Source organism: Streptomyces sp. NPDC020731 (assembly GCF_044334705.1).
In the GTDB taxonomy this organism is placed as follows: domain Bacteria; phylum Actinomycetota; class Actinomycetes; order Streptomycetales; family Streptomycetaceae; genus Streptomyces.
Genome location: NZ_JBIRTN010000009.1, coordinates 246,484 through 268,891 on the forward strand (window position 1 = coordinate 246,484; position 22,408 = coordinate 268,891).

The following is a 22,408-nucleotide window of genomic DNA, read 5'->3' on the forward strand; positions in this document are numbered from 1 at the left end:
CTCTCAGGCGCCCCGCGGATATCTCGCCAGCCAGGCGGGGGACGCGCCGGCGGGTCCGTGCAGTGCGGGCCCCTGGGTCATCTCCATCGCGAAGTCGTCGGCGAGTTCCAGGATCGTGGGACGGCCCTCCAGCTCGGCCAGCCAGGCCGGCGGGAGGGCCGTCTCGCCGTGCAGCGCCCCGAGCAGCCCGCCGGCCAGCGCCCCGGCGACGGCGCTGGGCCCGTCGTGGTTCACGGCCAGGCACAGCCCCTGCCGTACGTCCTCCCCCACCAGCGCGCAGTACACGGCGGCGGCGAGCAGCCCCTCGGCGGCGGCGTTCCCGACCAGCTCCGTGACCCGCTCCGGGTTGGGCATCCCCTGCCGCACCGCGCCCAGCGCGTGCTGGAGCGCGTCCGACACCGGCTGGTGTCCCGGCCGGGCGGCCAGCAGCGCGAGCGCCCGCTGCACCGCCGTGTCCAGGCTCTCGCCCCGGGCCAGCCCGTGCACGATCACGGCGTACGCGCCCGCCGCGAGGCAGGCGACCGGGTGGCCGTGGGTCTGCGCCGCGCACTCCACGGCGAGCTGCGCGACGAGCTGCGGCTCCCAGCCGACGAGCAGCCCGAACGGCGCGGACCGGGCCGCGGCCTCGGGTCCCACCTCCCCGGGGTTCTTGGGTGCCTCGAGCGTCCCCATGGTCTCGTCCCCGAGCCCGAGCAGCAGCGCGCGGGCGGGGCCCCGGCGGGCGTACAGCCACTCCTCGCGCGCCAGCCATCCGTCGTCCTCGCGCCGCTCGTCCGGGCCCCAGTCCCGCTGGGTGGTGGCCCAGCGCAGATACGCCCGGTGCAGATCGGTCGGCGGGTGCCAGGCGCCGGTGTCGCGTCGCACCTGGGCGCGGATCAGGCCGTCCACGGAGAAGAGGGTGAGCTGGGTGTGGTGGGTGACGGCACCGCGCCGACCGTGGGCGGGGGCGAGATCGGCGAGGCCCTCCGCGCCGTGCGCCTCCCGGATCCCGTCGGTCGTCACCCCGTCCACGGGTGCGCCCAGCGCGTCCCCGAGGGCGACCCCGAGCAGCGTCCCGCGCACCCGGCTGCGGAAGTCCTGCTGCTCACGACGCCCCCACACGGGTCCGGCAGCACCGCCCACCAAGACCTCCCGGGGCATCGTCCGTAGGTACGACGCCCAGCACTGTAATCGAACGGGGACGGCCGGTTCAGGGGGCGGATCGGTACGCGGAGTGTGAGGCGTGTGAAGTGAGTGATCGGAAGTGGTCGGGCAGGGGCATTTCAGCCGTCGCGGTGGCGTACGACCGCGTCCCGCTGGGCGCGCGCCCACGCATAGGAGGGGTCGAGCTCCAGGGCGCGGTCCAAGTCGGCCAGCGCCTCCGCGTGGCGGCCGAGGTTGAAGCGGGAGACGCCCCGGCTCGCGTACGCCGACGCGTACTCGGGGTCGAGTCCCAGGGCGAGGCCGTACGCGACGAGCGCCTCCTCGTCGTGCCCGGCGGCACGCAGCGCGTCCCCGCGTTCGCAGTGGGCCCACGGGGAGTCGGGGTGCAGGGCGACGGCCCGGTCCAGGTCGGCGAGCCGGCGTTCGGGTTCACCGAGTTCCCGCCACACACGGGCCCGGCGGATCAGCGCCCAGGCGTAGTGCGGGTCGAGTTCCAGGGCGCGGTCCAGTGCGATGAGCGCGGCGGCCGGAGCACCGAGGGCGAGACGGGTGGCGCCGAGGGAGGCCCAGGCGTAGGCGTGTCCCGGGTTCAGGGTCAGCGCCTTGCGCAGGTCCCGCACCGCCGCCGAGTGATGCCGCAGGACCCGGCGGTACTCGCCCATCAGGGCGAAGAGGCCGGCGTCCCGGGGCGCCAGGCGGACCGCGTACCGCAGGTGGGCGACGGCGGCCGGGTAGTCGCCCCGGGCGGCGGCCAGGGCGGCCTTGCCGCGGTGCAGACGGGCCGCCAGGGAGGAGGAGAACACGGTGCCGAGGTCCATGTCACCGGTCCCGGGCACAGCCGGCTCGTCGCCCTCACCGTGCTCCCCCGCACCGTCCGCGTCGTACCTCCCCGCACCGGCGGCGACGGGACCCGGCCACGGGCTCCCCAGCAGGTCGGCATCATCACCGGCCACCGACGGCGTCTCACGCCGTCGCCGCGCGTCCAGCGGATCGCGCCCCACCGGGTGATCGACGGGCGGTTCGGGCAGGAAGCGCAGCAGCCGGTCCAGGACGGCTCCCGCACCGCCCTCCCCGAGTGCCTCGGACAGCTCACGCCACCAGCCGGTCACCGTCTCCAGGTCCGCGTCCCGGCCCGCGTCCTCCAGCAGCCGCACCCACCGCTCGGCCGCGGCCTCACCCTGCTCGCAGGCCTCGACCAGATCCCGGATCGCCGCCCGCGGCGCCCCTGGCTCGCGGGCGCACAGCAGGTGGTACGACTCCGCCAGCCGCAGTTCGCGCCACTCCTCGTCCGCCCACAGCTGCCCGGCGTCCCGCCCGGTCTCGATCTCCTCACGCCACCGGCGGAACGTCCCCGCCAGGTGCCGGTGCCGTTCCGCCCATCCGCGCGGGGAGCGGGTGCGCTGCCACCGCAGCATCGGGGCGCGTACGACATCGTGGTAGCGCAGCCGTGCCGCACGCTCGTCGGTGAACGCCAGCCCGCTCAGCCAGTCGTACAGCTCGTCGCGCTGCTCCTCCGGGCAGTCGGCCGCCGCCCGGAACACGTCCGCGTCCAGCCAGCGCGGCAGCGCGCCCCAGACCGCGGCGGCTCTGCGCGCGGGTTCCCGCTCCCACTTCAGGAACCGCTCCAGCGCCGTCGCGCTCGGGTCGTGGACGTCGTCGGGTCCGGCGGGCCGGGTCCCGGCGAGGGTGGAGACCAGGACCGGAAGGCCGCCGGTGAGCCGCAGGACCTCGGTGACGACCGGCTCCGCCGTGACGCCCCGGCCGGCGAGCAGGCCACGCGCCTCCGCCTCGGTGAACGGTTCGAGCGGCACGGCGGTCGTGAAGTCCGCGAATCCGCCCCAGCGGGCGGCGTCGAAGGGGCGCTGGCCGGCGGTCACGACGATCACGGTGGCGGGCAGGGCGCCGTGACGGTCGGTCGTCATGACGTCGTGCAGCCAGTCGTCGAGGAACGGACCGGTCCGCTCGTAGGTGTCGAAGAACAGGACGATCCACGGCACCGCGGAGGCGGCGTCGGCGAGTTCCTTCGTCAGCACGGGGGTGAGGACGCTCTCCGGGGAGAGGACGAGCTGCACGTCCTCGTGGCTGCGGAAGCGTGCGCCGAGGCCGGCCCGCAACCGGTCGGCACCTTGGGCGAGTTGTGCGGGATCGACGATGCCGGTGAAGGCGCCGGCGCCCGGGATCAGCCCGAGCCCGGCCAGTCCCGCCCGGGCGAGCGCCATGCTGCCCGCCGACGGGCCGCCCTCCGGGCCCGGGTCCAGGGCGGTGAGGGCGGCGAGCTCCGCCTCGTGGCGCCGTTCGCGGTGCGCGAGCAGGAGCTTGTCCAACTCCTTGAAGCGGTGGCCCTGGCCTGCGACCTGACGGCACACCGCGGTCAGCGCCTCGGGCACGCTGCCCGCGCTCTCGTCGACGTACGCCGTCAGCGCGCCCCGCTCCCGGGCGATCTGCTCGAACTCCCGGACCAGGAAGGTCTTCCCGACCCCCGCGTTCCCGTGCACATGGAACAGGAAGCGGTGCCGTTCGTCCTCGGGCGGAATGTCGAAGTTCCCCCGGAACAACTCCCGTTCGGCGCTGCGGGCCACCAGTCCGGCACGCCGGCGCCGTTGGACGATCTGCTGCATCGACAGCCGTGCCTGCGCCACGCGTACATCCCCTCGCTCGTGTCCCGACCGACCTCATTCTGGCTCAACTCCCCCGGGTACGGGCCGCCGTACGGGGAAGGGAACCGCCATGCCCACCACGAATCCGCGCGGCGCCCTGACCCTCACCGCCACGCTGCTCACCGCCTCCGTCGCCCTCTACATGGCGCTGGTCGCCCTCGGCAACATCACGGACTTCGGGACCAACCAGGACTTCGTCCGGCATGTCCTCGCCATGGACACCACGTTCAAGGACGAGGACCTGATGTGGCGCGCGATCACGAGCGAGGGCCTGCAGGACGCCGCGTACGTCGCGATCATCGTCTGGGAGACGGCCGCCGCACTGGTCCTGATCTACGGCACCTGGCTCTGGACCCGCCACGACCACGCGCACGCCCGCCGCGTCTCCACGTACGGCCTGCTGATGGTCATGCTCCTCTTCGGCGCCGGCTTCATGGCGATCGGCGGCGAGTGGTTCGCGATGTGGCAGTCGAAGAACTGGAACGGCCTGGACGCGGCGCTGCGGGTGTTCGTCTTCAGCGGGGTGGTGCTGCTGGTCGACCATCTGCCGGGGACACGCGCCGAAACACGGGACGCCTCCTGACCACCCTCCTATGGCATTCGTAATGCCATAATGGGTTTCATGGCTGACGACGGCACCGAATTCCCTCCCGGCGACGGTCCCAGCAGTGGCGTCTCCGTCACGCTCACTGCCGGCACCTTGCAGGCCATTCGCGAGCGTGTCGGCAAACGGGGTGTCTCGGCGTACTTGGAGAGGGCCGCCCAGCGGCAGATCGAGCGGGACCAACTGGACGAGCTGATCGCCGCCTTCGAGGAGGTGCACGGCCCCGCGGACCCGGAGGCCGTCGCCGCCAAGCGCGCCCGGCTCACCGGTGAGGGCTCCGGCGCGGGGGCCGCCGCGTGAGCGGTGCCCTGGTCCTGGACAGCGAAGGGCTGGCCAAGGCGGTACAGCGGGACCGTGAGGTGCACGAGTGGCTGACGGCCGCCCGGGAGGCGGACCTGCCGGTGATCGCCTCGGCGTCGGTCCTGGTCGAGGTGATCCACCCGAAGATCAATGATGCCGCGCTGCGATGGACGCTGTCGCGGCTGCGCGTGGAACCGGTCACCCAGGCGGTCGCCCAGTCCGCCGCCGCCCTGCTGCGTGCCGCCGGACTGCACGGACACAAATACGCCATCGACGCCATGCTCTGCGCGACCGCCCTGCACTACCCGGGCAGGGTGACCGTCCTGACATCCGATGTGGAGGACATCGGCCTGCTCACCGCCGCGCATCCACGCGTGACGGCCGAGAAGGTCTGAGTTCGCCGCGGCTACTCGACGACCCGGACCGACGTGCCCGCCGCGCCGAAGGTCCACAGGGCCTTGCCGTCGGACTTGGCGACGCGGATGCCGCCCGTCTGCGCGCCCGGGTCGGCGGGCGGGGGCGAGGAGCCGTCGACCGCGTTGGAGAAGGCGACGAAGACACCCGACTTCTGGGCGAAGTACATGATGTGCTCGACCGGGACGCCGTCGCTGCCGGTGGTGGCCTCGGTGCGCTTGCCGATCGTGTACGTGCCGGGATCCGGGGCGACCGTGCCCGGCCAGACCACGAAGGAGCGGCGGGCGGCGTCACTGGCGTCCACCAGCCAGACCCGCTTCTCGCCGAGGGAGTAGACGATCCGGCGGCCGGTACCCGAGCCGGCCGGTACCGCCGCCGGCTCCTTCTCCTCCGGCCGGGCGGACGGTTTCGCGTCCGCCGTCGCCGACGCGCTCGGCCGGGTCGTGGCGGCGGTGGGCTTCGTCCCCTGGTCCGCCTGGACGGCCAGGACCACCACCGCGGCAATCGCCCCCGTGGTCAGCCCGGTCACCCAGGCCCACGAGGGAAGACGGGCAGGCACCGGTACGCATCTCCTCAGCTACGGGTCCCGATCGAAGGCCAGGGGTCCCGGTCGAACGCGGGTCGGATCATCCTACTGCCAGCACCGGTGCCTCCCCGGTCCTCTCAGTCCAGCACCGGCAGCAACTCCGGCAGGTGACCGTCCGAGGCCTCCGCCACCCGGCGGCGCTCCTCCGGCACCTCGCCGTACAGGGTGGTACGGGGCTTGGCGGGGCGTCCGGCGGCCTCCGCCACCGCGATCAGATCCCTGACCGACTTGTAGGAACCGTACGACGAGCCCGCCATCCGCGAGATCGTCTCCTCCATCAACGTGCCGCCGAGGTCGTTCGCGCCGGAGCGGAGCATCTCCGCCGCGCCCTCCGCGCCCAGTTTCACCCAGCTCGTCTGGATGTTGGGGATGTGCGGGTGGAGCAGGAGACGGGCCATCGCCGTGACCGCGCGGTTGTCGCGGACCGTCGGACCCGGGCGGGCGATGCCGGCCAGGTAGACGGGGGCGTTGGTGTGCACGAAGGGAAGGGTCACGAACTCCGTGAAGCCGCCGGTCCGCTGCTGGATGCCGGCCAGGGTGCGCAGATGCCCGAGCCAGTGCCGGGGCTGGTCGACATGGCCGTACATCATCGTCGAGGACGAGCGGATGCCCAGTTCGTGGGCCGTGGTGACCACCTCGGTCCAGGTCGCCGCCGGGAGTTTGCCCTTGGTCAGGATCCAGCGGACCTCGTCGTCGAGGATCTCCGCCGCCGTGCCGGGGATGGTGTCCAGACCGGCTTCCTTCGCCGCCGCGAGCCACTCGCGGATCGACATGCCGGTGCGGGTCGCGCCGTTGACGACCTCCATCGGGGAGAAGGCGTGCACATGCATGCCGGGGACACGGTCCTTCACCGCCTTCGCGATGTCGAAGTACGCCGTCCCGGGCAGGTCGGGGTGGATGCCGCCCTGCATGCAGACCTCCACCGCGCCCACCTCCCACGCCTGTCGCGCACGGTCGGCGACCTGGTCGAGCGAGAGCGTATAGGCGTCCGCGTCCGTACGGCGCTGCGCGAAGGCGCAGAAGCGGCAGCCGGTGTAACAGACGTTGGTGAAGTTGATGTTGCGGGTGACGATGTACGTCACGTCGTCGCCCACCACCGACTTGCGTACGTCGTCCGCCACTCGGCACAGCGCGTCGAGTGCCGCTCCGTCGGCGTGCAGCAGCGCGAGCGCCTCCCCGTCGGTCAGCTTCGTCGGGTCGTCGGCCGCCGTGCGCAGGGCCCCGCGCACATCGGTGTCGATGCGCTGCGGGGCCATCCCGGGGACGGCGGCCTCGCGCAGGGCGTCCCAGTCGCCGTACACCTCGTCGAAGTCGTCGCGGCGGTCGCCCGTACGGCCCTCGGTGTCGATGGTGCGGTGCAGGTCGGTGCGGCCGGTCGCGGTGAACGCCTCGTCCGGTTCCTGCCAGGGCAGCCCCTCCGGGAGCGCGTCGGGGCGTGCCAGACCGGTGGCCGGGTCGGCGAGCGCGGCCACGTGCGGGCGCAGCCGCGGGTCCAGCCACGGCTCGCCGCGCCGCACGAACTCCGGGTAGACGCAGAGGCGTTCGCGCAGTTCGAAGCCGGCCGCCCGGGACTGCTCGGCCAGTTCGTCGATCTGCGGCCAGGGGCGCTCGGGGTTGACGTGGTCGATGGTGAGCGGGGAGACCCCGCCCCAGTCGTCGACACCGGCCGCGATCAGCCGCCCGTACTCGGAGTCGACCAGGTTCGGCGGGGCCTGGAGACAGGCGGAGGGGCCGAGGACGAGCCGGGCGACGGCGACCGTGGCGACCAGCTCGTCGAGTTCCGCGTCCGGCATGCCGCGCATCGCGGTGTCCGGCTTGGCGCGGAAGTTCTGGATGATCAGTTCCTGGATGCCGTGGTGGGCGCGGGAGACCTTGCGGAGGGCGAACAGGGACTGGGCGCGTTCCTCGTGGGTCTCGCCGATGCCGATGAGGATGCCGGACGTGAAGGGGACCGAGGAGCGGCCCGCGTCCTCGAGCACCCGCAGCCGCACGGCCGGCTCCTTGTCCGGGGAACCGTGGTGCGGGCCGCCGGGCTCGGACCACAGGCGGGTCGCCGTCGTCTCCAGCATCATGCCCATCGACGGCGCGACCGGCTTGAGCCGCTGGAAGTCCGTCCAGGTCAGGACGCCCGGGTTGAGGTGCGGGAGGAGACCCGTCTCCTCCAGGATCCGGATGGAGATCGCCCGCACGTACGCGATCGTGTCGTCGTAGCCGTGCGCGTCGAGCCACTCGCGCGCCTCCGGCCAGCGGTCCTCGGGCTTGTCGCCGAGGGTGATGAGGGCTTCCTTGCAGCCGGCGGCGGCGCCCTTGCGGGCGATCTCCAGCACCTCGTCCGGCGACATGAACATCCCGTGCCCGGCCCGGCGCAGCTTGCCGGGCACGGTGACGAACGTGCAGTAGTGGCACTTGTCCCGGCACAGCCGGGTCAGCGGGACGAAGACGCTCTTCGAGTACGTGATGACACCCGGCCGCCCCGCCGCCTCCAGTCCCGCGTCCCGCACCCGGGCGGCCGACGCGGAGAGGTCCTGGAGGTGCTCACCGCGCGCCTGGAGCAGGACCGCCGCCTCGGAGACGTCCAGGGAGACGCCGTCCCGGGCGCGTCTGAGGGCACGCCGCAGGGAGTTCTCGGTGGGGCCGCCGGTTCCGGTGGTCACGGAAGTCGTCATCCTTTGAGCATACGTTCGGCGTGATCAGGCCCCTCGTCCGTCCGCTCCGTCCCCTCCGCCCGCTCCGTCCACGAACTGCTGGTAGGCGTCCAGTACCCGCAGCACCTCCGCCTCCCCCTCCGGCGGCAGCTGCACCACGACCTCCTCGATGCCCAGCTCCGCGAAGTGGGCCAGTTTGCCCGCGCCGGGCAGGACGGCGTACGGCACGACCTGGAGCGCGCCGGGGTCACGGCCCGCTTCGGCCCAGGCGGTACGCAGCGCGGGCAGCGACTCCGTCAGGCCCCGCCCGCCGATCGGCAGCCAGCCGTCGGCGTACTCGCAGATGCTCGAGAACAGCTTCGGCCCGGCCGCCCCGCCGACCAGTGTGCGCGGACCGACCACCGGACCGCGCGGCTTCCGCACCGGCTTGGGGTGCGCGAAGCTCGCCCGCACGCTGCCGAACTCCCCCTCGTACGCCGTCGGTTCCTCCGTCCACAGCGCCCGCATCAGCCCCATCCGGTCCCGCACCAGCTCACGCCGGGTCCGCCACTCCACCCCGTGGTCGGCGGCCTCCTCGACGTTCCAGCCGAAGCCGAGCCCCAGCGTGAACCGGCCGCCGGAGAGATGGTCCAGCGTCGCGACCTGCTTGGCCAGGTCGATCGGGTCGTGCTGCGCGGCGAGCGTGATGCCGGTGCCGAGCCCCAGCCGCTCGGTGACGGCGGCGGCCTGCCCGAGCGCGACGAAGGGGTCGAGCGTGCGGCCGTACTCCCGCGGCAGCTCCCCGCCCGCCGGATACGGGCTGGTCCGCTCGACGGGGATGTGCGTGTGCTCCGGCAGATACAGCCCGGCGAACCCGCGCTGCTCCAGCTCCCGGGCGAGCCGGACCGGGGTGATCGTCTCGTCGGTGAGGAAGATCGTGACGGCGATGCGCATGAGCGGCCTTTCGTACGCGGACGACGGACCCATCAATACCCGTGTGCGCCCCGCCTGTCCATACCGACCGGTCGGGATTCCGCCCCGGCCCGCCCTCGGCTCCCTGCGCCCCGCTCGGTGGAAGGCAAGCCGGCCGAACCGGCCGAATCCCATGGGCTGCCGGCGATTCCCTTCCCTCCCCTTGCGTGCGCGCCGGACTGCGGCACGAGACGGCCACCGGGCCGCTGCCCGGCGGCCTGGCCGGATTCACCGGCCCCGTCCTCCCCGGCCGCCGGTAGGCTCGCCGCACGATGACTTCCGGGACCCCGCACGCCGAACGCAAGTACCGGAGCGCCACCGCCTTCCAGCGCCGGATCAATCCCGTCCTGCGCCGGCTGCCGCTCCAGACGGTTCTCGAGACCACCGGCCGGGTCTCCGGCCTGCCCCGCCGGACCCCGGTGGGCGGACGGCGGGTCGGGAACTCCTTCTGGCTGGTGTCGGAGTTCGGCGAGCGGTCGCAGTACGTCCGCAACATCAAGGCGGAGCCCCGGGTGCGGGTGCGCGTCCGGGGCCGCTGGCACACCGGCACGGCCCGTCTCCTGCCCGATGACGACCCCGTGGCCCGGCTGCGCACCCTGCCCCGCTTCAACAGCGCCGCCGTGCGGACCTTCGGAGCGGGTCTGCTGACGGTGCGGGTGGATCTGGACGACTGAGGACGCACATGTGTGGGCTCGGTGGTGGTCCGCCGTCTCCCGTGTGATTGCCGTGTGATCGCCGTCTCGCACGACTGCCGCATCCGCCATGAACAAGGCAAACTGGCGTAGTTGCTCAGGATGCATAGGGGGACTGAATGGACGGTGTGCCGCGAGGACCGGAGCAGCGGCGTCCCGGCTCCTCGACGGAGCCCGAGGCGCTGCGCTTCAGCGTGCTCGGCCCGGTGCGCGCCTGGCGCGACGGCGAGCCGGTCACCACCGGCAGCCCTCAGCAACGCGCCCTGCTCGCGGCCCTGTTGCTGCGCGAGGGCCGTACGGCCACGGCGGCCGAACTCATCGGCGCCCTGTGGGGCGAGGAACCCCCGTCCCAGGCGCTGGCGGCGGTGCGCACCTACGCCTCCCGGCTGCGGAAGGTGCTGGACCCCGGGGTCCTGGTCAGCGAGTCCGGCGGCTACGCGGTGCGCGGGCTCGGCGAGGGGGCGCTGGATCTCGCGGCGGCGCAGGAACTGGCGGCGGAGGCGGAGAAGGCCCGGAACACCGGGGATCTGTGCCACGCACGGGACGTGTTGAACCGGGCGCTGTCCCTGTGGGACGGCGAGACACTGGCGGGGGTGCCGGGCCCGTACGCGGAGGCCCAGCGGGTACGCCTGGAGGAGTGGCGGCTTCAACTCCTGGAGTCCAGGCTGGACATGGACCTGGAGCAGGGCTGCCACGCGGAGGCGGTCTCGGAGCTGACGGCGCTGACGGCGGCGCATCCGCTACGGGAGCGGTTGCGCGAACTGCTGATGCTGGCGCTCTACCGCAGCGGACGCCAGGCGGAAGCCCTCGCGGTGTACGCGGACACCCGCCGCCTGCTCGCCGACGAACTCGGCGTGGACCCGCGCCCCGGCCTCCAGGACCTTCAACAGCGCATCCTCCGGGCCGACCCGAACCTCGCGGAGCCCTCCGCACCCATGGCGGAACCGGTGGCGGTCCCCGTCCGCCCGGCCCAGCTCCCGGCGACGGTGCCGGACTTCACGGGCCGCGCGTCCTTCGTACGGGAGCTGAGCGACGTACTCGCGTCGGCGTCCGCCGCGGAGGCCCAGGTGATGGCGGTGTCGGCGCTGGCCGGCATCGGGGGAGTGGGCAAGACGACGCTGGCGGTGCACGTGGCCCACGTGGCGCGTCCGTCCTTCCCGGACGGCCAGTTGTACGTCGACCTCCAGGGCGCGGGATCCCGCTCCGCGGAGCCGGAGACGGTCCTGGGCGCCTTCCTCCGCGCCCTCGGCACGGCGGACTCGGCGATCCCGGACTCCCTGGAGGAACGTGCCGCGCTGTACCGGTCGGTCCTGGACGGCCGCAGAGTCCTGGTGGTGCTGGACAACGCGCGTGACGCGGCACAGGTGAGGCCTCTGCTGCCGGGGACGGCCGGCTGCGCGGCGCTGGTGACGTCGCGGGTCCGGATGGTGGGCCTGGCCGGGGCCCACCTGGTCGATCTGGACGTGATGTCACCGGAGGAGGCGCTGGCGCTCTTCACGAAGATCGTGGGCGAGGAGCGGGTCGGGTCGGAGCGGGAAGCGGCCCTGGACGTGGTGGCGGCGTGCGGCTTCCTGCCGCTGGCGATCCGCATCGCGGCGTCCAGGCTGGCCGCAAGGCGCACCTGGACGGTCTCGGTCCTGGCGGCGAAGCTCGCCGACGAACGCCGCCGCCTGGACGAACTCCAGGCGGGCGACCTGGCGGTGAAGGCGACGTTCGAGCTGGGCTACGGCGCCCTGGACACGGCCCAGGCCCGCGCGTTCCGCCTGCTGGGTCTGGCGGACGGTCCCGACATCTCCCTGGCCGCCGCGGCAGCCGTGCTCGACCTCCCGGTGGACGACACGGAGGACCTGCTGGAGTCCCTGGTCGACACCTCCCTCCTGGAATCCGCCGCCCCCGGCCGCTACCGCTTCCACGACCTGGTCCGCCTCTACGCGCGTGCGTGCGCGGAACGCGACGAACAGCCGCCGAGCGAGCGGGAGGCGGCGATGTCGCGGTTGCTGGACTTCTATCTGGCGAGGGCGGTACAGGTGTATGCCATTGAGCGGCCGGGCGACCGGACCGTCGCACACCTGGAGAAGGGCCGGTTCACGGGCGAGGAGTTCGCCGACGCCTCGAAGGCGCTGGACTGGTTGCACGCGGAAGCCGGGCCACTCCTGGCCTGCGTGCAGCAGTCCCTCGAGGCCCCCATGCTGCGGCGTGCCGTCGACCTGCTCGTGGTCACCATCGACCTGGCGGAATCCGGGGCCGACTCACGTCAGTACCGGAAGACCGCGATCGCCACGTGTGACGCCGCCGCCTCTCTGGGGGAGGCGCGAGCCGAAATGCGAGCGCGCGTCACCCTGGCCCAAGTACTCAGCCAGGCAGGTCGGTTCGAAGCCGCCGAGGAAGAGGCCCGGCGCGCCGACGCGCTGCTGCGCAGCGCGGACGACCCATGGGCGAGGAGCACCGCCCCCAACCAGTTGGGCATCATCGCCCTGTGCACGGCCCGTTACGCGGACGCCGAGGGGTACTTCCTCAGGGCGATCGACGCCTTCCGCGCCGACGAGAACACGCCGGGCGAAGCGAGCGCGGTCTGCAACCTCTCCCGCACCCTGGCCTCGATGGACCGCAGCCCTGAAGCCGTCGAACTGGCGCAGCGAGGCATCGAGATCTACGACGAGCTGGGGCTGTCCGTACGCCTGGCGAACGCCAGGTACGCCTCCGGCATCGTGCTCACCCAGGCGGGACGGTCGGCCGAGGCGCTCGTCCAGCTCGATGAGGCGCTCCGCATCTTCGCGGAGAACCGGCAGTCCCTCTGGGAGGGCACGACCCACTACCGCATCGCAGAGGTCCACCTGAGGGCCGGCCGTCCGGCGCGGGCCGCCCAGCACGCCGAACAGGCCCTAGCGATCGGTTGCATCGGAGGAGACTGGATGCGGGCCAACGCCCTGACCGTGCTCGGCAGGGCGCTGGACGCGCTCGGCCAGGCGGACCGGGCCCGTGCGTGCTGGCGCGAAGCCCTGACCATCTACGACGAGGCGGGCTCCACCGAAGCGGTCCAGGTACGCCGCCTGCTCGCTCCACTCTCCGCGGCCTGACACCGGGAACCGCGTTCATCGAACGTTTATGTCTGACTGCGACTCTCATGGAACGGATGCGTCGCGTCGGGGGGCAAGCGGATCCGCAGGGCCTCACCTCTAGTCTGAGACCCGCTGGACCGCCCGTTCGGTGACCCTCGGGGGAGTTGCCGAGCGGGCGCTTCGGACCGCACAACCCTGTCTACCTCTTGGGGGTACATGTCATGAGCGAAGCCAAGAAGGACCCGGAGATCACCACTCTCGACCAGCACGCGCCTGCTCCGCCGAGCAAGGGATCCGAGATCACGACGCTCGACCAGCACGCCCCCGCGCCGCCGAGCATCGGCGAGGTCACCACGCTCGACCAGCACGCACCGGCCCCGCCCGCCCTGGACCTCGACGGCGGCAAGTAGCCACACTTCGCACACGGGGGATCGGCCGCGGCGGCGCGGAGGGGGAGCCGTCGCGGCCGACGTGTGTCCGCACAGGTTTCCGGTCAGCCTTCGACGCGAACCGTTCGAACCACTCGAACAACTGGCTGCGCTCGTCCTCACGTCACTTCCCGTACGGATCCGCTCTCCCGCAACAGGAGTCCCGCGGTGACCCGCACCAAGAAGGTTCTCGCCACCATCGCCCTGGTCCTCGGCATCACCGGCGCCGTCGCGAGCCCGGCGCCGGCCGACAACCACATGCCGGTGAGCCCGCAGGACGGTGTCGTGGTGCCGCTTGACAACCACATGCCCTGACGGATCACCCGACCACCGACGGGGCCGAGGGAAACCTCGGCCCCGTCGCCGTACGGCCGTGATCTGCCTGCCGTCCAGCTCGCACCTCGCACCGCAAGCGTGCCTGGCCCCCCGCTTCTCTTCCGGCCGCTCGCTCGCTTCTCCCCCGTGCTGGAGCGGGCCGGGTCAAGGGTGGGCCGCAGGCCCGTCGCCGAAGGCGACGCGGAGTGGAGCGCAGCGGAACGCAGCGCCCTTGACGCGGCTCGCGGAAGCACGACACCGACAAAGAAGCGAGTGGCCCGACGGCCACCTGTGATCCCCGGTCGGATCAGCGCGCCACCGGGGCGTACATGCCGGGGTCGCATTCGGCGATCCGGGTCACGTCTTCGCCGTCGCCGACGTTCACCCGGATCGGCACCGTTTCGGACCCGGGTACGGCGACGTCCTGGGACCGGGTGACGACCTCCGCGCCGGTCGCGTCCTCGAACCTCACGGTGACGGTGAAGACGCCGTCCGCGGCATTCTGGTTGGTGACCTCGACCGTGGCGTACGGGGTCTCCTCCGAGGCGCAGTCCACCAGCTCCACACTGGCGTCCAGCTCGGACGAGGAAGCGCTTCCGCCGCTGCCCGAGCTGTCGTGGTCGTCGTCATCGTCGTAGTCCCGGTGCGAGCCGCCGCCCGAGCTCGACGAGTCGTGGTTCTGGCCGGAGCTGCTGCAACCGCCGCCCCCTCCCCCGTCGCCGCTGCTGCCGCCGTGGCCGCGGCCGGTCGAGAAACCGGTGAGGGTGAGGACGACGAGTGCCGAGACCGCGGTGAGCCTGAGTGTGTTCCCCCGAGGATCCATGGCCGTCAGGCTATCGATCCCCGTGTCACGGGCATGTCACTGCCTGGCGACCGTCGCGTACCCGGCGTAGCGTCTGCGGTGAGAGCGGCGAACGGGCCGCTCCCCGCAGCGGCGGCCGCCGTCCGACGCCCCTTCCGTGCACCGGCACGACGGCCGTCCCGCCTCACGCCTACGCCGTCCGCGCGGTCCCCGTCCCCTTCTCCGCGTCCAGCGCGTAGACACAGCGGTCCTTGCTGCACGCGTACACCACGCCGTCCCGGACCACCGGGGAGCCGGTGATCTCGCCGCCGGTCGCCAGCTTCCACCTCAGGCGGCCGTCGTCGGCCTTCAGGGTGTAGAGCAGGTGGTCGCTGGAGCCGAAGTGGATACGGCCCTCCGCGACCGCGGGCGCGCCCACGATCTCGCCGCCGGACTGGAAGCGCCACTTGGGCGTGCCGGTGACCGCGTCCAGGGTGTACAGGCCCTTGCCGCTGCCCACGTGCACGTGGCCGGCGGCGACCAGGACCGGCTCGACGGAGGCGCGGGACTCGGTGGCGATGCGCCAGCGGTCGCGGCCGTCGGTGGCGTCGAGGGCGTAGACCGTGCCGAGGTAGTCGGCGAGGTAGAGGCCGCCGCCGGTGACCGCCGGGCCGGGCACGAACGCGGGCGGGGCGAGGAAGACCGCCGGGGCCTCGAAGTGCCAACGGACGTGGCCGGAGGCGACCTCCAGGGTGAGGACGCGAGTGCCGGCGCAGACGTAGACGTAGCCGTCGGGTGCGTGCGTCACACGGATCGGTACGCCGCCGCAGGAGGCCGCGTCGCCGATGGGGTACGACCAGCGCTCGTCGCCGGTGCGGGCGTCGAGGGCGCGCAGGCGGGCGTCCTGCCAGACGTAGACCGTGCCCTCGTGGACGGCGGGGCCGGCCTCGGGGGATTCGAAGTCGGTCTGGCAGCCGCTGATCTCCCACAGCTTCCGTCCGGTGGACGCCTCCCACGCCTGGACGCCGCCGCCGCGCGTACCGGTGACGACGGTGCCGCGGTCGGCCTTGAGGGAGTACACCCAGGCGTCCGTGGACAGCCGCCACAGGTCGCCGCCCTCACGGGCGTCGAGGGCGAACAGGGTGGGTCCGTCGGAGGCGTGGATACGGCCGTCGGCGACCGCCATCGACCAGGCGACGTCACGGGTCTTGAAGCGTCGCCGGCCGGTGGCGACGTCCAGGGCGTGCACCTCGAAGGAGGTGACGTAGACGAGGTCGCCGTCGACGGCCGGGGTGCCCCAGACGTCGTTGGACATGCGGAAGCGCCACGGGCGCCAGCCGCCGGGCTGCTCCGGCGGCCCGGCGGGCGCCATGGGTGCCGGTACGGCCGGGTCGGCGCCGTTGACGCCGGGGCGGGGCTTGGACCAGGTGGCGGCCAGGGCGGCCTCCGGCCGGGGTGCCTTGACGGCGGCCGCGCGCGTGTCGGCGACGCGCGGGCCGGGTCCGATGGGCACCGCCACGCCCGCCAGCCGTACGGGGCCGGTGTCGGGGGCGCCTGCGGGGGCGGCCACCGGTGCGCCCATCGGCGCGGGCACGGACGGGGGCGGCGGCGGGACGACCGGGTCGTGCGGGGGCGGCGGCGGAACGTGGGGGCGGGCCCCGCCCGCGCTGCGGCCGGTTCCGTGCACGGGCCTGACCACCGGCCGGCCGCCCCGCCGCGTCTCGATCAGGCTCACCGCCCGCTCGGGCAGCCACGCCGACGCCGTACCGCTGTCGTCGGAGCCGGAGCCGAACAGGTGCGGGGCCAGCTGGGCCTGGAGGTCGGCGGGGTTGGGCCGGCCCGTCGCCTCCATCTGCATGCAGGCTTCGATGAGCGGGCGCAGCTCGTCCGGGAGGCCTTCGAGGTCCGGGCCCTCGCGCAGCAGCATGAAGACGGTCTCGACGGGGTTGGCACCGTGGAACGGCGGGTGCCCCGTGGCGGCGAAGACCAGCATGGAGCCGAGCGAGAAGACGTCGCTCGCGCCGGTCACGCTGCGGGAGTCCTTGGCCTGCTCCGGGGACATGTAGGCGGGCGTACCGACGGCGACGTTCGTCATCGTCAGGCGGGTGTTCGAGACGCCGGAGGCGATACCGAAGTCGATCACCCGGGGGCCGTCCTCGACGACGAGGACGTTGGAGGGCTTCAGGTCGCGGTGGACCAGCCCGGCGCCGTGGATCGACTGGAGCGCCTCCGCGACGCCCGCCGCGAGCCAGCGCACCGCCTGGGCCGGCATCGGCCCGCACTCGTTCACTATCTCCTCGAGGGAGGGCGCGGGAACGTACGCGGTGGCCAGCCACGGCACGGCGGCGCGCGGATCGGCGTCCACGACGGCCGCCGTGTAGAAACCGGAGACCGCGCGGGCCGCCTCGACCTCACGTGTGAAGCGGACCCGGAACAGCTGGTCCTCGGCCAGTTCGGTCCGGACCGTCTTGATCGCCACGCGTCGCCCGGACGCCGAGCGCGCGAGATAGACCAGCCCCATGCCGCCGGCTCCCAGCCGTCCCAGCACCTCGAACGGCCCGATACGCCGCGGATCGTGCTGCGTCAGCTGATCCACCACTTGCCTGCCACCTCCCCGTACGAGTCGCGCCACCACCTGTGCCCGCGACCGAAGTGCAGCGTCTCACCACCGCACCGCTGCGGCGGCACGCACCCCGATTCTTCCTGTCCGCGCCCCCGGTTGCGAACCGGCCGACAAATAGGGTGTCCAGGTTTTCATACGACACAGAGGACGGAAACGGCTCAACGGTGCAGCAGTGCGAAGGACGCCCCCTGATTGTCGGTGACCACGGCCGCCGTGCCGTAGGACGTCTCGAAGGGCGGGACCTGGACCCGGCCGCCGAGCCGCACCACCTCCTCCATGGCCGCCCCGGGGTCCTCGACGGCGAAGTGGACGAGGAAGTGCGGCGGCATCTCGGCGGGGAAGACGTCGGAGACCGGCGCGCGGCCGAAGTCGGGGTCGGCGTCCGGGCCGAACAGGGCGTCGTGGAAGAGGCCGCCGTAGAAGGTGTTGGCCGCCTGGGTGTCCCGCGTGTACAGCTGCACCCAGGCGAAGGTGCCCGGCTCGTACCGGCGCCCGAAGCCGGGGGTCCGGGCGCCCTGCCAGAGGGAGAAGACGGCGCTCTCGGAGTCGGTGACCAGCGCGGTGACGCCCAGGTCTCCGAAGGGCCCCGGCGGGGAGACGACCTGCCCGCCGGCCGCGCGGATCCGCCGGCACAGCGCCCCGGCGTCCGGGGTGGCGAAGGACACCGTCCACACGGTGGGCAGCCGGCCGTCCGTCTTGTGCGCGAGGGAGGCGACGGGGTCACCGTCCTTCAACGCCCGCACGGTTCCCTGGGGCTGGTTCTCGAAGGTCCACCCGAAGAGCCCACCGTAGAACCGCTTGCCCGCCTCCACGTCGGGCAGCTGCGCGTCCACCCAGCAGGGGGTGCCCTCCGCGTACTCCGACACCCTGTGCCCCGATGCCCTGTTTTCGGCCATGCCGCCAAAGTAACCGCGTCACCCGCAGGCCGCAGACCAGGCACACCAGCCCCCACGGACCCGCACACCCCATTTGCAGTCGGCCGAATCGCGCTCGGATCACCCGTCGGTAAGCTGACGGCATGACAGGACAAGTGCGTACCGTCGACGGCCGTGTGGCCGGCCGACGTGGGCAGGCGACCCGGCAGAAACTGCTCGACTGCCTCAGCGAGATGCTCAGCTCCTCCCCCTACCGGGACGTCAAAGTCATCGATGTCGCACGGAAGGCGGGCACGTCGCCCGCGACCTTCTACCAGTACTTCCCGGACGTCGAGGGCGCCGTCCTGGAGATCGCCGAGCGGACGGCCGCCGAGAGCGCCGGGTTGAGCGAGCTGTTGGAGGGCCGCTCCTGGGCGGGGAAGGCCGGCTGGCAGACGGCGCAGGAACTCGTCGGCGGTTTCCTGGAGTTCTGGCGTGCCAACGAGGCGATCCTGCGGGTCGTGGACCTCGGCGCGGCCGAGGGGGACAAACGTTTCTACAAGATCCGTATGAAGATCCTGAACTCCGTGAACGACTCACTGGCGGATTCGGTGGCCGAGCTGCAGGCCAAGGGGCGGATCGACAAGGACGTGAACCCGGCGGCGATCGCCGGCTCCCTGGTCGCCATGCTCGCGGCCGCCGCCTCCCACCAGAAAGGTTTCTCCTCCTGGGGCGTGAAGCAGGCGGAACTCAAGCCGAACCTGGCCCTGCTGGTGCACCTGGGGGTCACCGGCAAGAAGCCGGCGAAGTAGGCGCCCGGCGGCCCACACCGGTGCACGGTCTCGCAAGTCCTGTCAGACGGGCGGCGGTTCACTCCGGTGGGCCGCCGCCCGTCGCTTTCCGCGCGGTGTGGGGGGAACCGGGAGAACGGGGAACACCGCGCCGCCCGGCCGGCGTTGTGCCTCAGCGAGCCGGTCGCAGGCCCGAGTGAACATCCGACGCACATGCCGCAGGAGGAACCCGGAATGGCCCTGACCCGCGAAGAGCGCGAACAGTTCCTGGCCGAGCCGCACATCGCGGCGCTCGCGGTCGACGCGGGGGACGGCCGCGCCCCGCTCACCGTGCCGATCTGGTACCAGTACGCGCCCGGCGGCGACGTATGGATCATGACCGGCCTGGACTCGCGCAAGAACCTGCTGATCGGCGCGGCGGGGCGGTTCTCGCTCATGGTCGACCGCCTCGAACCCACCATCCGTTACGTCTCGGTCGAGGGGCCGGTGCTCGACACCACCCCGGCCACGATCGAACAGCTGCGGGAGATCTCCGCGCGCTATCTGCCGGCCGGCAAGGTCGACGGGTACGTCGACCTCGCCTGGAAGAACCACGGCGAGCAGGTCATCGTGCGGATGCGGCCCGAACGGTGGGTGTCGTCGGACCTCGGGTCGGTGTGAGGCCGCCGGACGCCCGACAATCGGTGCATGGAACCCGATCTCCACGAGCTGCTGAGGTCGCTGCGGGTGTGGGACCCGCAGACCACCGACCTGCCGGCGTTCGACCCGGCCGCCGCGCCCGCCGAACCGCTGCCGCTGTTCACGCAGTGGTTCGCCGAGGCCGTGGCGGCCGGTCAGACCGAGCCGCACACCATGTCCCTGGCCACGGCGGACGCGCACGGGCTGCCGGACGTACGGATCGTGATGCTGCACGGCGCGGACGACGACGGCTGGTCCTTCGCCACCCACGCGCACAGCCGCAAGGGCGGCCACCTCGCCGCACGCCCGTATGCCGCACTGGCCTTCTACTGGCCGGTGCTGGGCCGCCAGGTGCGGGTGCGCGGGCCCGTCGGGGCCGCTCCGGCCGAGGAGGCGCAGGCGGATCTGCACGCCCGTTCCACCGGGGCGCTGGCGGCCGCGCTGGCCGGCAGGCAGAGCGAGGTCCTCGGGTCGGCGGAGGAGCTGGCGCGGGCCTCGGAGACGGCGTGGAAGCGGGCGCGGCACGCGCCGGACACCCCGGCCCCGTCCTGGACCCTGTACCGGCTGCGGCCGGACGAGGTGGAGTTCTTCCAGGGCGAGACCCGACGGCGGCACGTACGGCTCCGCTACCGGCGCGAGGCGCAGGACTGGGTCAAGGAGTCACTGTGGCCGTGAGGACGGGGTCCGGGCCGGTGGCGAGACGGGCGTCCCGGCGGCCCGCTCCTGCGACGCCACACACGGCTCCACACCGACGGAACACCCAGCACCGGCTCAGGGAATCACTGTGGCCGTGAGGACGGGGTCCGGGCCGGTGGTGAGACGGGCGTCCCGGCGGCCCGCTCCTGCGACGCCACACACGGCTCCACACCGACGGAACGCCCAGCACCGGCTCAGGGAGTCACTGCGGCCGTGAGGACGGGGTCCGGGTCGGTGGTGAGACGGGCGTGCAGATGGGCGTCGCGGAAGGCGTCGTGGCGGCCGGCCGCGAAGACCGCGCCGCGCATGGTCCCCTCGTGGCGGAACCCGCACCGTTCGGCGATCCGGCAGGACGCCTCGTGTCCGACGGCGTGGTTCAGCTCCAGCCGGTGCAGGCCGAGTTCGGTGAAAGCCCAGTGGGTGGTGAGCAGCAGTGCCCGGGTGGCGACGCCCCGGCCACGGGCCTCGGGGAGCACCCAGTAGCCGGCCGTGCCGCGCCGCAGCACCGGATGGATCTCGGCGAGGCCGACGTGCCCCAGGACCGTGCCGCTGCCGGCGTCGGCTATCCGGAAGGACGCCCCTGTGCCGTCCGCGTCGCGCTACGCGCCCCGGTACAGCGACTCCCGGGCGCCGTCCGGATCGGCGACCGGCCGGAACGGGGTGTTCCAGCGCCGGAACTCCGGGTCCGTGAGGCCCCGCAGCCACACCTCCACGTCGGCTCGGGACTCCGGGTCCCAGGGACGCAGCAGCAGGCCGTGGCCGTGCAGTTCGGGAAGCGGCCGGGAACGGGTGCGCTCGTGCGAGGAGGACATGGGGACATTCAAACCCATGATTTCCGCACACGTGATCAATCCGCAACCAATTCCGGTCTTGACCGATACCCATCAAGCAGGGGCGTGATTACGCTCGCGCTCATGGCCGACTCCTCCGACTCCTCCACGTCCGCACAGCCCACCGCGCCGAACCGGGCGGACCGCCCCGTCTACGTCATCGGCGGCGGCCCCGGCGGGCTCGCCGCCGCGTACGCTCTGCGCGCCCGGGGGGTGCGGGCCGTCGTCCTGGAGCGGTCCGACCGCGTGGGGGACTCCTGGCGGCGCCACTACGACCGGCTGCGGCTGCACACCACCCGACGCCTGTCCGCACTGCCCGGGCTGCCGATGCCGCGCCGGTTCGGGCGGTGGGTGGCCCGGGACGACGTGGTCCGGTACCTGGAGAAGTACGCCGAGCACCACCGGCTGGAGATCGTCACCGGGGTCGAGGTCTCCCGGGTCGAGCGCACCCCCGACGGCACCGGCTGGCTGCTGCACGCCACGGGGGGCCGTGAACTGACCGGCGCGGCGGTCGTCGTCGCCACGGGCTTCAACCACACGCCCCGCGTCCCCGACTGGCCCGGCCGGGACACGTACGACGGCGAGTTCCTGCACGCGTCCGAGTACCGCGACGCGAAGCCCTTCGCCGGCCGGGACGTGCTGGTCGTGGGCGTCGGCAACACGGGGGCCGAGATCGCCGTGGACCTGGTGGAGGGGGGCGCCTCCCGGGTGCGCCTCGCGGTACGCACCCCTCCGCACATCGTGCGCCGCTCGACCGCGGGCTGGCCCGCGCAGTACTCGGGTGTCCTGGTGCGCCGGCTGCCGGTCGGCCTCGTCGACCGGCTGTGCCGGGTCCAGGCGAGGGTGGCGCTGCCGGACCTGTCGGCCCGGGGCCTCCCGCGCCCCGGCACCGGTCTGTACAGCCGGGTGCTGGAGGGGGCCATTCCCGTGCAGGACGTCGGCCTCGTCGACGCCGTGCGCACGGGGGCGGTGGAGGTCGTGGCCGCGGTGGAGGGGTTCGAGGAGGGCGGGGTCGTCCTGGCGGACGGCGACCGTATCGGCCCGGACGTGGTCGTGGCGGCCACGGGCTACGCGCGCGGTCTGGAGGGTCTGGTCGGCGGGCTCGGCGTCCTCGACGACCGGGGCAGACCGGTCGTCCACGGCGCCCGCACTCCGGCCGACTCGCCCGGCCTCTACTTCACGGGCTTCACCAACCCGATCAGCGGCAACCTCCGCGAACTGGCGCTGGACGCGCAGCGCATCGCGAGGGCGGTGGTCCGCGCGGGGGGAGCTTCCCGACTCCCCGCGTAGCCGCGGGCAGTCAGGGTCGGGCGGGGGTGGTTGCGCGGCCCGGCGATTGCGGGGTGCCTCCCCCGGAGGGG

The 22,408-nt window shown here is 73.1% G+C and carries 19 protein-coding genes and 1 pseudogene; 11 read left to right on the top strand and 9 right to left on the bottom strand.

Going from position 1 to position 22,408, the window contains the following annotated elements; translation table 11 throughout:
- Positions 1 to 3 precede the first annotated feature (3 nt).
- Complete coding sequence (locus ACH4VX_RS16555) at positions 4 to 1,122, bottom strand: ADP-ribosylglycohydrolase family protein (protein WP_398368180.1); 1,119 nt, start codon at positions 1,120 to 1,122, stop codon at positions 4 to 6.
- 140 nt (positions 1,123 to 1,262) lie between these two features.
- A complete protein-coding gene (locus tag ACH4VX_RS16560) occupies positions 1,263 to 3,761 on the bottom strand; it encodes a tetratricopeptide repeat protein (protein ID WP_398368181.1) in 2,499 nt (832 codons plus the stop codon).
- A gap of 109 nt (positions 3,762 to 3,870) precedes the next feature.
- Here ACH4VX_RS16560 and ACH4VX_RS16565 point away from each other — a divergent pair, with 109 nt between their 5' ends.
- The 3 genes from ACH4VX_RS16565 to ACH4VX_RS16575 are packed head-to-tail and all read left to right on the top strand — an operon-like array spanning position 3,871 to position 5,099.
- Positions 3,871 to 4,383 (top strand): DUF2165 domain-containing protein, encoded by a 513-nt coding sequence (locus tag ACH4VX_RS16565; protein WP_398368103.1) that lies wholly within the window; start codon positions 3,871 to 3,873, stop codon positions 4,381 to 4,383.
- 39 nt (positions 4,384 to 4,422) lie between these two features.
- Positions 4,423 to 4,704, top strand: coding sequence for a hypothetical protein (locus ACH4VX_RS16570; protein ID WP_398368104.1), 282 nt, complete (start codon positions 4,423 to 4,425; stop codon positions 4,702 to 4,704).
- A complete protein-coding gene (locus tag ACH4VX_RS16575; protein WP_398368105.1) occupies positions 4,701 to 5,099 on the top strand; it encodes a PIN domain-containing protein in 399 nt (132 codons plus the stop codon). The genes ACH4VX_RS16570 and ACH4VX_RS16575 overlap by 4 nt, the downstream gene beginning before the upstream one ends.
- Positions 5,100 to 5,110: 11 nt before the next feature.
- Here ACH4VX_RS16575 and ACH4VX_RS16580 read toward each other — a convergent pair whose 3' ends face one another.
- From ACH4VX_RS16580 to ACH4VX_RS16590, 3 genes are all read right to left on the bottom strand, one after another.
- Positions 5,111 to 5,677 carry a hypothetical protein gene (locus ACH4VX_RS16580; protein ID WP_398368106.1) on the bottom strand — a complete coding sequence of 189 codons (567 nt, stop codon included), beginning with the start codon at positions 5,675 to 5,677 and terminating at the stop codon, positions 5,111 to 5,113.
- A gap of 104 nt (positions 5,678 to 5,781) precedes the next feature.
- Positions 5,782 to 8,370, bottom strand: coding sequence for a bifunctional FO biosynthesis protein CofGH (locus tag ACH4VX_RS16585; protein WP_398368107.1), 2,589 nt, complete (start codon positions 8,368 to 8,370; stop codon positions 5,782 to 5,784).
- Between the two features lie 24 nt (positions 8,371 to 8,394).
- Entirely contained in the window at positions 8,395 to 9,282 is an 888-nt protein-coding gene (locus tag ACH4VX_RS16590) for an LLM class F420-dependent oxidoreductase (RefSeq protein WP_398368108.1), read from the bottom strand.
- A 290-nt stretch (positions 9,283 to 9,572) separates the two neighbouring features.
- On the opposite strand from ACH4VX_RS16590, the gene ACH4VX_RS16595 reads away from it, so the two are divergent.
- The 4 genes from ACH4VX_RS16595 to ACH4VX_RS16610 all read left to right on the top strand — a co-directional run bounded on the left by ACH4VX_RS16595 (position 9,573) and on the right by ACH4VX_RS16610 (position 13,794).
- On the top strand, positions 9,573 to 9,974 hold the full coding sequence (locus tag ACH4VX_RS16595) for a nitroreductase/quinone reductase family protein (protein WP_398368109.1): 402 nt from the start codon (positions 9,573 to 9,575) through the stop codon (positions 9,972 to 9,974).
- A gap of 137 nt (positions 9,975 to 10,111) precedes the next feature.
- A complete protein-coding gene (locus tag ACH4VX_RS16600) occupies positions 10,112 to 13,069 on the top strand; it encodes an AfsR/SARP family transcriptional regulator (RefSeq protein WP_398368110.1) in 2,958 nt (985 codons plus the stop codon).
- Positions 13,070 to 13,272: 203 nt separating this feature from the next.
- On the top strand, positions 13,273 to 13,461 hold the full coding sequence (locus tag ACH4VX_RS16605) for a sigma-like protein (RefSeq protein ID WP_398368111.1): 189 nt from the start codon (positions 13,273 to 13,275) through the stop codon (positions 13,459 to 13,461).
- 186 nt (positions 13,462 to 13,647) lie between these two features.
- On the top strand, positions 13,648 to 13,794 hold the full coding sequence (locus tag ACH4VX_RS16610; RefSeq protein ID WP_398368112.1) for a hypothetical protein: 147 nt from the start codon (positions 13,648 to 13,650) through the stop codon (positions 13,792 to 13,794).
- A gap of 307 nt (positions 13,795 to 14,101) precedes the next feature.
- Here the strand turns inward: ACH4VX_RS16610 and ACH4VX_RS16615 are convergent, their stop codons facing one another.
- The 3 genes from ACH4VX_RS16615 to ACH4VX_RS16625 form a co-directional block, all read right to left on the bottom strand.
- Entirely contained in the window at positions 14,102 to 14,617 is a 516-nt protein-coding gene (locus ACH4VX_RS16615) for a hypothetical protein (RefSeq protein WP_398368113.1), read from the bottom strand.
- Positions 14,618 to 14,786: 169 nt separating this feature from the next.
- Complete coding sequence (locus ACH4VX_RS16620; RefSeq protein ID WP_398368114.1) at positions 14,787 to 17,174, bottom strand: PQQ-binding-like beta-propeller repeat protein; 2,388 nt, start codon at positions 17,172 to 17,174, stop codon at positions 14,787 to 14,789.
- 182 nt (positions 17,175 to 17,356) lie between these two features.
- Positions 17,357 to 18,094, bottom strand: coding sequence for a VOC family protein (locus ACH4VX_RS16625; protein ID WP_398368115.1), 738 nt, complete (start codon positions 18,092 to 18,094; stop codon positions 17,357 to 17,359).
- A gap of 134 nt (positions 18,095 to 18,228) precedes the next feature.
- On the opposite strand from ACH4VX_RS16625, the gene ACH4VX_RS16630 reads away from it, so the two are divergent.
- The 3 genes from ACH4VX_RS16630 to ACH4VX_RS16640 all read left to right on the top strand — a co-directional run bounded on the left by ACH4VX_RS16630 (position 18,229) and on the right by ACH4VX_RS16640 (position 20,196).
- Positions 18,229 to 18,864, top strand: a complete 636-nt coding sequence (locus ACH4VX_RS16630) for a TetR family transcriptional regulator (RefSeq protein ID WP_398368182.1) — start codon at positions 18,229 to 18,231, stop codon at positions 18,862 to 18,864.
- Positions 18,865 to 19,077: 213 nt separating this feature from the next.
- Positions 19,078 to 19,503 carry a pyridoxamine 5'-phosphate oxidase family protein gene (locus ACH4VX_RS16635; protein ID WP_398368116.1) on the top strand — a complete coding sequence of 142 codons (426 nt, stop codon included), beginning with the start codon at positions 19,078 to 19,080 and terminating at the stop codon, positions 19,501 to 19,503.
- A gap of 27 nt (positions 19,504 to 19,530) precedes the next feature.
- A complete protein-coding gene (locus ACH4VX_RS16640; protein WP_398368117.1) occupies positions 19,531 to 20,196 on the top strand; it encodes a pyridoxal 5'-phosphate synthase in 666 nt (221 codons plus the stop codon).
- Positions 20,197 to 20,411: 215 nt separating this feature from the next.
- Here ACH4VX_RS16640 and ACH4VX_RS16645 read toward each other — a convergent pair.
- Positions 20,412 to 21,029: pseudogene (locus ACH4VX_RS16645) on the bottom strand (GNAT family N-acetyltransferase).
- 102 nt (positions 21,030 to 21,131) lie between these two features.
- Between ACH4VX_RS16645 and ACH4VX_RS16650 the strand changes: the two are divergent.
- Entirely contained in the window at positions 21,132 to 22,337 is a 1,206-nt protein-coding gene (locus tag ACH4VX_RS16650; protein WP_398368118.1) for a flavin-containing monooxygenase, read from the top strand.
- The last annotated feature ends 71 nt before the right edge of the window (positions 22,338 to 22,408 follow it).

Coding starts and splice junctions, on each gene's coding strand:
- ACH4VX_RS16560 (WP_398368181.1), bottom strand. CDS start 3,761: ATGCAGCAGATCGTCCAACGGCGCCGGCGTGCCGGACTGGTGGCCCGC.
- ACH4VX_RS16565 (WP_398368103.1), top strand. CDS start 3,871: ATGCCCACCACGAATCCGCGCGGCGCCCTGACCCTCACCGCCACGCTG.
- ACH4VX_RS16590 (WP_398368108.1), bottom strand. CDS start 9,282: ATGCGCATCGCCGTCACGATCTTCCTCACCGACGAGACGATCACCCCG.
- ACH4VX_RS16615 (WP_398368113.1), bottom strand. CDS start 14,617: ATGGATCCTCGGGGGAACACACTCAGGCTCACCGCGGTCTCGGCACTC.
- ACH4VX_RS16595 (WP_398368109.1), top strand. CDS start 9,573: ATGACTTCCGGGACCCCGCACGCCGAACGCAAGTACCGGAGCGCCACC.
- ACH4VX_RS16640 (WP_398368117.1), top strand. CDS start 19,531: ATGGAACCCGATCTCCACGAGCTGCTGAGGTCGCTGCGGGTGTGGGAC.
- ACH4VX_RS16600 (WP_398368110.1), top strand. CDS start 10,112: ATGGACGGTGTGCCGCGAGGACCGGAGCAGCGGCGTCCCGGCTCCTCG.
- ACH4VX_RS16650 (WP_398368118.1), top strand. CDS start 21,132: ATGGCCGACTCCTCCGACTCCTCCACGTCCGCACAGCCCACCGCGCCG.
- ACH4VX_RS16585 (WP_398368107.1), bottom strand. CDS start 8,370: ATGACGACTTCCGTGACCACCGGAACCGGCGGCCCCACCGAGAACTCC.
- ACH4VX_RS16635 (WP_398368116.1), top strand. CDS start 19,078: ATGGCCCTGACCCGCGAAGAGCGCGAACAGTTCCTGGCCGAGCCGCAC.
- ACH4VX_RS16625 (WP_398368115.1), bottom strand. CDS start 18,094: ATGGCCGAAAACAGGGCATCGGGGCACAGGGTGTCGGAGTACGCGGAG.
- ACH4VX_RS16605 (WP_398368111.1), top strand. CDS start 13,273: ATGAGCGAAGCCAAGAAGGACCCGGAGATCACCACTCTCGACCAGCAC.
- ACH4VX_RS16570 (WP_398368104.1), top strand. CDS start 4,423: ATGGCTGACGACGGCACCGAATTCCCTCCCGGCGACGGTCCCAGCAGT.